At 33.9% G+C, this 11,437-nt stretch carries 12 protein-coding genes; 4 read left to right on the forward strand and 8 right to left on the reverse strand.

Features of this window, described 5'->3' with window-relative positions; all coding sequences use genetic code 11:
* The first annotated feature begins 54 nt into the window (after window positions 1–54).
* Entirely contained in the window at window positions 55–1,377 is a 1,323-nt protein-coding gene (locus WBN21_RS05940) for an exo-beta-N-acetylmuramidase NamZ family protein (protein WP_424198398.1), read from the forward strand.
* Window positions 1,374–2,438 carry a serine hydrolase domain-containing protein gene (locus WBN21_RS05945; protein ID WP_424198400.1) on the forward strand — a complete coding sequence of 355 codons (1,065 nt, stop codon included), beginning with the start codon at window positions 1,374–1,376 and terminating at the stop codon, window positions 2,436–2,438. The genes WBN21_RS05940 and WBN21_RS05945 overlap by 4 nt, the downstream gene beginning before the upstream one ends.
* A gap of 107 nt (window positions 2,439–2,545) precedes the next feature.
* Here WBN21_RS05945 and WBN21_RS05950 read toward each other — a convergent pair whose 3' ends face one another.
* From WBN21_RS05950 to WBN21_RS05960, 3 genes are all read right to left on the reverse strand, one after another.
* A complete protein-coding gene (locus WBN21_RS05950; protein ID WP_424198402.1) occupies window positions 2,546–3,838 on the reverse strand; it encodes a tetratricopeptide repeat protein in 1,293 nt (430 codons plus the stop codon).
* Window positions 3,839–3,926: 88 nt separating this feature from the next.
* Window positions 3,927–4,487, reverse strand: a complete 561-nt coding sequence (locus tag WBN21_RS05955; RefSeq protein ID WP_424198404.1) for a DUF4331 family protein — start codon at window positions 4,485–4,487, stop codon at window positions 3,927–3,929.
* A 35-nt stretch (window positions 4,488–4,522) separates the two neighbouring features.
* Entirely contained in the window at window positions 4,523–5,173 is a 651-nt protein-coding gene (locus tag WBN21_RS05960) for a DUF4331 family protein (RefSeq protein WP_424198406.1), read from the reverse strand.
* Window positions 5,174–5,326: 153 nt separating this feature from the next.
* Between WBN21_RS05960 and WBN21_RS05965 the strand changes: the two genes are divergently transcribed.
* The gene (locus WBN21_RS05965; protein ID WP_424198408.1) at window positions 5,327–6,499 is read left to right on the forward strand and encodes an LETM1-related biofilm-associated protein; all 1,173 of its coding nucleotides are present in this window, start codon (window positions 5,327–5,329) and stop codon (window positions 6,497–6,499) included.
* Between the two features lie 184 nt (window positions 6,500–6,683).
* The gene (gene lpxD / locus WBN21_RS05970) at window positions 6,684–7,676 is read left to right on the forward strand and encodes a UDP-3-O-(3-hydroxymyristoyl)glucosamine N-acyltransferase (RefSeq protein WP_424198410.1); all 993 of its coding nucleotides are present in this window, start codon (window positions 6,684–6,686) and stop codon (window positions 7,674–7,676) included.
* A gap of 37 nt (window positions 7,677–7,713) precedes the next feature.
* Here the strand turns inward: lpxD and WBN21_RS05975 are convergent, their stop codons facing one another.
* The 5 genes from WBN21_RS05975 to WBN21_RS05995 all read right to left on the reverse strand — a co-directional run bounded on the left by WBN21_RS05975 (window position 7,714) and on the right by WBN21_RS05995 (window position 11,356).
* Window positions 7,714–8,469, reverse strand: coding sequence for a LytR/AlgR family response regulator transcription factor (locus tag WBN21_RS05975; protein WP_424198412.1), 756 nt, complete (start codon window positions 8,467–8,469; stop codon window positions 7,714–7,716).
* 135 nt (window positions 8,470–8,604) lie between these two features.
* Window positions 8,605–8,934, reverse strand: coding sequence for a 2TM domain-containing protein (locus tag WBN21_RS05980; RefSeq protein ID WP_424198414.1), 330 nt, complete (start codon window positions 8,932–8,934; stop codon window positions 8,605–8,607).
* 12 nt (window positions 8,935–8,946) lie between these two features.
* Complete coding sequence (locus WBN21_RS05985; protein WP_424198416.1) at window positions 8,947–9,249, reverse strand: 2TM domain-containing protein; 303 nt, start codon at window positions 9,247–9,249, stop codon at window positions 8,947–8,949.
* Window positions 9,250–9,261: 12 nt separating this feature from the next.
* On the reverse strand, window positions 9,262–10,605 hold the full coding sequence (locus WBN21_RS05990; RefSeq protein ID WP_424198418.1) for a histidine kinase: 1,344 nt from the start codon (window positions 10,603–10,605) through the stop codon (window positions 9,262–9,264).
* 130 nt (window positions 10,606–10,735) lie between these two features.
* Entirely contained in the window at window positions 10,736–11,356 is a 621-nt protein-coding gene (locus tag WBN21_RS05995; protein ID WP_424198420.1) for a tetratricopeptide repeat protein, read from the reverse strand.
* Between the last annotated feature and the right edge of the window lie 81 nt (window positions 11,357–11,437).

Below are 11,437 nucleotides of genomic sequence, written 5' to 3' on the forward strand. Positions count from 1 at the left end.
TACTACCAATAATGCGTTTAGCTATAAAAAACTCGTAATTCAAAAGTTATAAAAATGAGGTTTAATGTTTTCAAAAATACAGTTTTCCCAATAATTATAGGGATTGTTTTGGTAATGATTTCTTGTGGAAATAAATCTCAGTCTGATGCTCGAAGTTCGAAGATTAAGGTAGAGCAACAAGATGATTCCCTGAAACGCTTGCAAGATAGTACAGATATTATGGTAGGCGCAAACCGAATCGAGCTTTATTTACCTTTGATTAAAGGGAAACGGATTGGGATAGTAGCTAATCAAGCTAGTGTTGTTTTTTTTGATAAAAAACTGAAATCTAAAAATAAAAGTTACACACATCTCGTAGATTCGCTTGTATCATTACACGTTGATGTTCAAACTGTATTCGCACCAGAACATGGTTTTAGAGGTAAAGCCGATGCTGGCGAAGTTATTAAAGATGGTGTAGACCCAAAAACTGGAATCCCCATTATATCGCTGTATAGTGCAAACAAAAAACCTAAACTAGAGCAAATTAAAGAAACCGAAAAATACGAAAGTGATGTTTCTAAAGGTGTTTCTAAAATAGATGCCATGGTTTTCGATTTGCAGGATGTTGGCGTTCGTTTTTATACCTACATATCCACGTTGCATTATGTTATGGAGGCTTGTGCCGAAGCAAATATTTCATTAATTATTCTTGATAGACCAAACCCAAACGGACATTACATTGATGGGCCAATTTTAGAAATGGAAAACAAAAGTTTTGTAGGCATGCATCCTATTCCGGTGGCTTACGGCATGACTATTGGCGAATATGCTAAAATGATTAATGGTGAAAAATGGCTAGCCAACGGCATACAATGTGATTTAAAAGTGATTCCTATTAAAAACTACAACCATAAATTGAGTTATAGCTTACCTATAAAACCGAGTCCGAATTTACCAAACGACCAAGCCATAAACTTATACCCTAGTTTGTGCTTTTTTGAAGGTACCAATGTGAGCGCCGGAAGAGGAACGGAAACCCAATTTCAAATTTTTGGAAGTCCGTTTTTGAATAAAGACACCTTTGACTTTGAATTTATACCAAAACCTAATGAAGGGTCGAAATATCCGAAGCATCAAAATACATTGTGTTATGGTATGGATTTAACAAAAATTGAAAGAATTGACACTTTGAATTTGGAATGGCTTATTGACGCTTATAACAATACTAAAAATAAATCAGAATTCTTTAACTCCTTTTTTATAAAACTTTCTGGCACAAAAAAACTCCAACAACAGATTGAAGCTGGAATGAGCGAAGAAGACATTAAATCATCTTGGAAAACTGGTTTGGAAGCTTTTGAAAAAACTAGAGAAACATATTTATTATATCCGTGAAACGAATCTTAGCCTCATTAATGTTATTATTAACATCCGTTGGCTTTGGTCAATCTGTTGATAACTCTGAACAAGATCAAATTAAAACAGCAAAAAAACTTGTTAAAAAGTTTTTGCGCAAACAAGGTATTCCAGGAATATCCATCTCTATTTCAAAAAATGGAGAGCTAATTTGGTCTAAAGGATTTGGTTATGCCAGTAAAAAACCTAGAACCAAAATAGACCCAAATAAAACACTTTTTAGAATTGCCAGTATTTCAAAATCTATTACCGCATTAACATTAGCCAATTTAGTAGAAAACCATACCATCAATTTAAATAGAAGTATTTATAATTATCTACCCGATTACCCTAAAAACACATACGATTTTACCGTTAAAGAATTAGGGGGACACCTTGCTGGCATTAGGAGTTACAAAGGCAACGAATTTTTACTAAATAAAAAAATGTCTATTTCTGAAGGTGTCGACTTATTTAAAAACGATTTGCTTTTATTTGAGCCTTCTACGCAATTCTCTTATAATACATTTGGGTATGTTTTGCTGAGTGAAATTATGCAAAAAGTGTCGAAAACAGATTTTAATAAATTAGTAAGTAACGCTGTTTTTAAACCCTTAGGAATGACAAATACCATGTTGGATGATTCAGAAAAAAGCATTCCAAATAAAACCAATTTTTACCGAACAAAACGTAAGCTATCAACACCTGTATCCAATGAATATAAAGTTGCTGGAGGCGGGTTTTTATCAACTTCTGAAGATTTAATCAAATTGGGAGAAGAAATTATTTCTCCTCAAACAGTTTCAAAAGCAGCTTTGTCTGAAATGATTACTTCGCAGAAATTAAAATCTGGACAACTAACAGGTTATGGCATTGGTTTTTCTGTAGAAAAAACGATAAAAAACACCCCTAAATATTTCCATACTGGTGGTGGCGTTGGAGCTTCAACCGTGCTTTTAATTTTTCCTGAGGAATCTATTGTTATTTCTGTATTAACTAATAAAACTGGCGTAAACATGGAAGATTTCGTTAATGGAATGGAATCTATCTTTATTGAATAAACAGAAAGTGCTCAATTACATTTCTGCAACCAAGCACTTTCAACTTAACAAAAAACCACAATCAAAACTTTAATAAGGTTTTTCTAAAAACAAATCAAACCAAAACTTTATATATTTTTTATCTCGTTTTCTACCATCGGACCAAGTTCAAACGCACTTTCTAACAATTCCTTTTTTAAATTTTCAGCCTCATTAAGGTTGCCATTAGCCTTATAAATTATTGCTAAATGTAACATCGCTTCAGGTTCAAAAGTTTTACCAACTACAAAGGCTTCCATAATTTCTAATGCTTCTTTAATATCACCTTGTTTAAAATAGGTCCACGCTAACAAATCATAAGATTGTGGAGTGGGTCTATTTTCTATTTCAATATTGGCAATCCTTAAGGCATCTGCAGTTTGGTTTTTATTTTCTGCATATAACTTGGCGTTGTGGGCGTTATACATATCGCCATAAAAAGGATTATTAACGGCTTTTTCATATAGCTTTAACTGCGTTTCTTTTAGGTTTTTATCACCTTTAAAATCAGCAATTTCAGCTTTTAAAAGATGGTAGTCTGGGGCATTATAGGTTTTAGTTACTTCATTTAAAATGCGAAGCGCTTCCTCTGGGTTTTTCTCAAAAGAATACACAATCCAAGCAATTCCTTTTTTCGCATAGGCATCATTAGTATCTATTTCTAAAGCTTTTAAATAATGTTGATACGACTCGTTTATTCTACCAGCATGTCCGTAATAATCAGCTAAATTTGTATACACCCATTGTTTTGTAGGCGCCATTTTTGAGGCTTCGGCAATGACTTTGGCTTGCTCCATATATTTTATGGCAGCATCTACATTACCGCGGTGGTCAGACCATTTTGATAATCGTATTAAATAATCGAAATCGCCATCTCTTCTAATCTGCTCTAAGTAGGTTTTAGCAGCTTCAAAATTGCCAATTTCCAAATGAACGTCAAACAACATTTTCTGAGTTCCTTTTAATCCTTCGCCATTTATTTCGGCTTTTTTTAATAAGGTTAAGGCTTCTTTAAACCTGTGTTGCGACACATAATTTCTAGCCAAGGTTCTTAAATAGCCAGCATTATTATAATTTGTTGTTTCATTAACTTTAATTAAATAGGTTTCGGCTTTTATTAAGGCTTCAATATTTCCTGTTTTATTAAATATTTGAGATTGAGATGCTGCAGCTTTAGCTAAATAAGGAAATTGACTCGGTTCTTTTTCTAGCTTTTTTTCCCAAAATGTAAAATCCGCTTTCGCTAATTGCAACATCTCGTTCTCAGGTGTTTCTAAATACACGGTGTAATCGTCTGTGCTTGTTACTTGTTTCGATTGATTATTGCAGCTTACCGTAAGCAGCAATAAAAAAATAAATGCTATTTGGTTTATAGTTTTCATGAGTTTGATTTTTTTGTGTTTTTGTTAAGGTTTAAAAACTCTGAAATATGAATTTAACAACTCATATTTCAGAGGTAATCTATAACTTCTAGTGAGCAGAAGCTAAATATGGAAATGAGGTCAAAAAAGGTTTATCATTGGCATTCACATTATCATTTGATAACCCTGGGTTTTCAGTAAAATCTTCACCACCAAAGATTAGTAATAACTCAACTGTAATAACATCATCAGCTAAAGCTCTACCAGAAAGTGTGTTTGCTGGGTCGCCATCAAAAAAAGTGGTTTTACCATCTAATGACACGTTTAAAACATCGGTAGCCAAAAGACCTGTAAATGCTGCTGCATCTTGACCAAGTGCATTTAATCCGCCATCAGCATAAGCTGGACTTAAGGCCAATAAATTAGCTTGAAATTTACTTTGAAATGCTGCATTTTGAGCCGATGGTGTTGTTACGTTATAGGTGTCTTTATCTGCACTTGCATTAAATACGGTATTTACTGCGGGTCTACCCATTTGATCTTCTTGAGAATAAGTTCCAGAAAAATCTGGGCCTTCCATTGCTACAAAGTCATTATCATCGTTATCTGTACAATTAAATGCCATTAACGAAACGGTTAACACTAAGGTTAATATTTTTATATTTTTCATAATTTTCTATTTTAATAAGGTTGTTTTTGTTTTTTTTATTTTCTTTTAGATTCTACCCAAGTATTTATTCTACCTGAACTACCAATCATCGATTTAGGTACTTCTACAACAATCGACATCACGTTAGAACCTGCAAACGTATCTGAACCTGGTGAGTTAAAACTCGAAGCATTTCCTGCTATAATCTCAGAATACTGAGCAAAGTCCATAAAAAACGGATCGTCACGTGGGCCAGCAAAAAAGCTCATGCCACCATTAGTTGCAATGCTTGCTGCATTACCATATGCAGTAATATCTACAACCCCACCAACTGTGGCGTTTGTTTGAATGGTACTATTCAATCCTGTTTGCGACGGTGCAACGGGTCCAAAAAAGTACATTTTCCCATCTCTTGGGATAGCTTGAATTACTAAGTCTTCCACATTATCATTATTAGTATCAATATTAAATTCCACTAATACATTTTCATTAAATGCGGCTGTACTCGTATTCATCGGACTTAATAATCCTTGTAAATTTGCTACAAAAACTAAATTGTCTGTGTTTTCGCCCTGAAAGGCATAAAAATCAGTAATATCACTATTACCACCTGCAACTGCCGGCGCATCAATATGATCTGCCGCAATAATAAAGTAACTAGCTACTGCTACTACTCCAATTCCTAATACTCTTTTTAAATTTTTCATGTTAATTGAGATTTTTGTTATTATTAATTTCACTCTCTGCCAATACCTACGAAAAAAAAGAAATAGTGGTTTTGTTAAAATTTTGTTAAAGAAAAAATAACATGGATGTTCAGGCAAAACATTACTTTTGCAAACAATAAGGATAATTGAATTATGAACCCATCATCTTCAGGCTGGATAAAGAAGTTACTTAAGGAGCTGACTAATAATAATCGTTTTTTAAAATTCGATGAGGAAACCTTCTACGAAGCCTTGAGGGCTTCTGGGTTTATATATGGTAGCAACTTAAATGTGGTAAGTCAGGTTATTCAGAAAAAAGATCTTACTGAAGAGGAATTATGTAAAACAAATTTAGTTTTATCGTTTTACTATATATACGCCAATTCCCAAAATAACGAACCTTTTGTTGAAAGTGTTATTAACTTTTATAATAGTATCGATACTACAAAATCGTCCTTTCTCCAAGATTTATTGGGTGGAAAAAAATCTGAAGAACAATTAGAAAAAATAATACACAGGCGCATTCAAATTGATGCCAATGTACTTACCAAAAATTTCAACTATTTTATTATCAACGCCCTTTTGTTTATTGATGTTTTAGCATACAAAACCTATTTACAAGACCATAAAATATCTACTGATTATTTAAAAGACATGGAAGCTTCCATTACCTCTATATCTTTGGATGTTCTAAACTCAAAGGAAATTAAAAATCAATATGACGATAGTTTAATAAAGTTATTCGAATCTTCCCTACGCTATCAGGACAACTCGCATATAAAATATAAAAAGGCCATAAAAAATGTAATTACTAATCTTGAGAAATTCTATGTATTAGATTTGGCTTGCATGGCGACTTGGAGCGACCAAATGATTGATATTGAAGAACATCACTTTTTAGAAAAACTCGGTCACGATTTAAATTTAAACTTTACTAAAACGCAGCAATCTATAAAAGCTGTAAACAAGTTTTATACGGTAAATAAAGATAATATTGCCCTTTTAAGCTCCAAAAACGTTGTACAAAGCTTTTACAATAACTCTAGTAAAATGGTAAAAAAACTCATTACTAGAAACAGTAAACGCCTATACCAAGAGCTTAAAGACAGTAAAGAACTTATGGTATTACTATCACAATCTACGGTTAGAGATTTAAATAAAGAAGAACAAAAAAAGGTACAAGAACAACTGCTCGATATTTTTAAATCCATACCAAGTTTGGCCATCTTTATGCTTCCTGGTGGTGCATTATTACTGCCCTTGGTAATAAAATTTATCCCTAAATTACTGCCTTCTGCTTTTGATGATAATCGGGTTGAAGAATAAAACCTTTTTGGGCGCCTGCCCAACTAAAATTTAACTTTTTTGTAAAGTTTAGGCTTCATAAAATTTCTTTCTATTATTTTCCAAAATGATAGCCAGTACAAAACCCGGCTTCATTAAAATAAATTTTATGGTTTTTACCCATTTTTCCATTAGCTTTACAAATACATTAACCAAATAAAACCACATGGCATCTTACACTATTCAAGAAATTAATGACCTATTAAAAGGCGAATTAATTGGAAACACCACGCAACAAATTCAAGGACCAGAGCAGCTTCAAAAGGCTAAAAGTCATCATATAACATTTATAGGAAGCAGTAAATATTTAAAATATTGGAAAGACTCAAAAGCTTCAGCTGTATTAGTAAATGATAACCTAACGCTTGAACCTGGTGATAATCGTGCTGTTATAAAAGTGAAGAATGCGGATTTGGCTATGGCTAAAGTATTAGAATTATTTAATCCGCCAGCTCCAGAATTTGAAACCGATATTCATCCAACAGCCGTAATACATGAAACTGCAAAAATTGGAGGTGGCTGTAAAATTGGCCCAAATTGTTATGTTGGAAAAGATGTGGTTTTAGGAAATGGTGTAACACTTTACCCAAATGTTTGCGTTTTTGATGAAACCTCAATTGGTGATAACACCGTGGTTTGGTCTGGAACAGTTATTAGAGAACGCTGCATTATTGGCAGCCATTGTATTTTCCATACCAACGTAAGTATTGGCGCTGATGGTTTTGGATACAGACCGAGTGATGATGGTAAAGGCTTAACAAAAATACCTCAAATAGGAAATGTTATTATTGGGCATTATGTTGAAATTGGCGCAAATTCGTGTGTTGACAGAGCTAAATTTAGTAGCACCATTATTGGCGATGGATGTAAAATTGACAACCTCGTTCAAATAGCTCATAATAGTGTTATGGGGCGCTCTTGTATTATGGCAGGACATAGCGGGCTTGCAGGTTCGGTAACTTTAGGTGACGGTGTTATTATTGGCGGATCTGCCTCTATAAAAGACCATACAACCATTCATTCTGGTGCCATGGTAGGTGCTGGGTCTGGCGTTGTTGGCGATGTTGCAGCTGGAAAAACGGTTTTAGGATATCCTGCACAAGATTCCAGAGATATGCTTAAACAATGGGTGGCCATGCGTAGATTGGTTAAGAAGTAATTTTTACAAACACCCAAAATCGCAACGTTAGCTTTTCTTATTCCAGCCAACCCTTAAAATCTTTTACACGCTCGCGGGCAACAATAACGTCTTGTTCGTTATAGGAATTAAGTTTTATCTGTAAACGTGAGTTGGTATAGCTCACCATATCTTTTATGGCATTTATGTTTACATAGAATTTCCTGTTTATACGGAAAAAGGTTTGCGGTTCAAGTTCGTTTTCTAAAAGCTCTAGTGTGGTGTCTAAAAGGTAATTTCTGCCCTCGTTAGTATGTAAATAGGTACCCTTGTTTTCGCTATAAAAACATTCAATATCATCAATATTTATGAGTTTTAGGTGCTGCCCTACTTTTACCGAGAACCGTTTTTTGTATTCGCGATCTAGAGGATTTACCAATAGTTTTTTAATATCATTAAAATCTAAAGTGACGGCTTGCTTTTGTGGCGCCCGTTCTTTGTACTTTTTTACTGCAACTGCTAAATCATCGTCGTCAATAGGTTTTAGCAAATAATCGATGCTATTTAGTTTGAAAGCTTGAAGCGCATATTCATCATAAGCTGTGGTGAAAATTATCGCCGATTTTATTTCGATGGTTTCAAATATTTCGAAGGAAAGGCCATCGCTTAATTGAATGTCGAGGAATATTAAATCGGGGTGTTCGTTATTTTGAAACCAATTTATGGATTCCTCAACGGAATGCAACATGGTTTCTGCTGTTAGGTCTAAACTTTGAAGCATGCGCTGCAAACGTCTTGCTGATGGTTTTTCGTCTTCTATGATGATTACTTTCATTGATTGGTTTTTATTTTGATGGTTTACTTTTACTTGGTGGATAGTGCGTTAGGGATTGAACGGTTTGTTTGAGCTCCCGACCTTAGGAGGAGCGAGTAGTGAAAGCCCGACCCTTGTGGTAACGCCAAAATTATTTTATTTCCATTGGTTTTTATCGTTATCCATGTATTCTCGAATTTTTCTTTCTTCCCACGATTTGCTAAAAACAAGATTTTTACCAAAAACGCCAATGGCATGAAAACCCAAACCGATTCCCCAAAAAATGGCGGTTGAAAAGGTGCCGAAACTCCATAAATGGCCTCCGCTAGAAACGATTGTTGTTATTAGAAAAATATTTACTGCAACATACCAGAAGGCATGCCAATAAAAGCCTTTAAGTGCTTTTACGCGTTTTTTTGCACGTAGATAGGCTTCTTCTTTTTGATAATTTTTATCTTGGTACGGTTCTATTTTATTCTGTTCCATAATCTTAATGTTTTAATCCCACTTATTTTCTTCTTTACGCATTATTTCTTCAATTTTGCGTTCTTCCCATTTGCGACCAAAGTTGCCTTTGTGTACAAAAATTATAAACCCATGGATGGCTACACCAATGCCCCAGCCTATAATTGAATACCAAAACCATTTGTAGCCCCAATAGGTATGATAGTTTATAAAAATAATAAACGGTATAAATAAGCAGAAGGCTAGTAAATGCTGATAAAAGCCTTTTATCTCTTGGATGCGTTGGCGTGCTCTATTATATTTTTTGTCGTTTTTAAAATCTGGTAAATTTTCCATAATCCTTAAATTTTAATCCCAATTATTTTCATCATTACGCATAAATTCTTCCATTTTGCGCTTTTCCCAATTTCTGCCGAAAGCCCCATCGTTTACAAACACTCTAAAGGCTTGAATGATTAAGCCAATACCCCAACCAAACATCGGGAACCAAAACCATTGGAAACCCCATGAGGTTTTATAGTTTATAAATACTAAAAATGGTATCACTAAGCAATAGGATATGAGGCTGTAATAAAAGCCTTTAAGCTCGTCGACATGGTTTAGTGCACGCATGTAACTGTCGTCTAATTTTGTTGTTGACTGTTCTGTTCTCATGACTGATATTTGTTTTGTAAGCATTGGTATGCCAACTGCAAACCGATTTGCTTCTTTATTTATATTTACTTTTTTGTTGGTTAACAACCCATAGCGTTGCATGATATTATTTAAACCAACGCCACTACTCTTTTTTAATATTTGTTTGGGTTGCAAATTGTTTTCGACAATTAAATTGCCTTGGTCTTCATAAATTCTGATATGCAAGGGTTTGTTTGAAGTTACCATGTTGTGTTTTACCGCATTTTCGAGTAGTAATTGTAATGATAATGGCACTACTTTGCTTTCTGGATTTGAAGCTTTTTCAGGCATTGTGAAAACGATACTATCCTCAAATCGCATTTTAAGTAACGACATGTAAGTTTTTGCAAATTGCAACTCTTCATCAACCGTTACTAATTCTTTATTTTTTTGTTCTAAAACATAACGATACACTTTTGATAATGAGGTTGTGAATTTTTGTGCATTTTCTGGATTCTCTTCAATTAAACTTGTTAGTACATTTAAACTATTGAATAAGAAATGTGGATCTAATTGATTTTTTAAGGCATCGAATTTTGCACTTGCCGTGCCTGCAATAACCTTTTGTTCTTTAATTTTATTTTTTTGATATTTATTATAGAAATATGCAAAATGAAATATGATAACAATGGTTAAAGTAATCCATAAACCAAACTGGTAGTTTTTAAATTGCTGGTTTTCTAAAAACGTTTCCATGGATTGCTCATATACAACCAAAAAAGTGAACATTCTCAAGAAAAAAATCGCAATCATGGTGATTACCACAGAGCCTGTTATGCCTATAACAATTCTTTTAATCTTGATTTTTCCTGGTCCCCAATCTAACTTTTCAAGATAATCGAAAAAATATTTGTTGCTGTACCCTATTGCAAATGCATACAATTGATAAAACCCAAAATCGATTAAAAAATCATTTACGGTATCGTATTGAAAACCACCAAAGAAACCGTTACCTACTATGTAAATTAGTACGCCAATTACAAAGGTTAAAATGATATCTTTCGTGATTTTATTCATGTTGTTTTTTTTAACTATTTATTTCTCTGAGTTTAATAACCCGAGGCTAACCTCGTTTATTTTTTTTGGGATTTAGTGTTTTTCTTTTTTGGAATTTTAATACTTCGTGGTCTTGCCCCGAGGTAGTTTGTTATTTACAATCTGCCAATACTTGATTAACTCTCTCCAATCCCCAATTTGGACTAAATGGTGTTTCAGGTTTAAAGTTAGCAAAAAGTTCCAAGGCATGCTCCAGATCTTTACAAAATGGCTCGGTATCTTGTCCGAAATATTTTGCTCCGCCCATATCCCATTCCGCTTTGCAATAAACCACTCTTGGGTTTTCTGGTGCCAGCATTTTAGCTTTTGTATATATTTCAACCACTTTTCCTGACAATGTCATGCCGTAAGTAGCACCGTCATAAGCCACCCAAGCGGTATGCAACAAAGCTTGTAACACCATAATTTCTGGGTTATCTTTTGAAATTGCTGTAGCATCATTAATTAAATCTTGGGCTTTTTTTAGTTTGGCAGACAAAACTTCTTCGTCCGGCTCTCCAAAACAATACACAATATTAATTTGAGCCGCATAGTATGGCGGTAACCAATTATCTGGTTCTGCTTTTGATATACGCTCAAATAAATTGGCTGCTTCAGTTGGTTGGTTTTGACCCCAAAGATCGAAGGCTTTTTGCATGCCTTTTTCATAATTGGATTGTCCGATTGCAAATCCTGATACTAATAGTGTAGCAATAATGATTAAATGTTTCATAATTTTTGTGGTTTAATGATGAAACAAATATCTAACAGGAATAAGGTTTTTAAAAAACCAACTTACCGAACTGTTATTTTT

The sequence above is a fragment of the Algibacter sp. genome, assembly GCF_049667265.1.
Taxonomy (GTDB): Bacteria; Bacteroidota; Bacteroidia; order Flavobacteriales; family Flavobacteriaceae; genus Algibacter_B.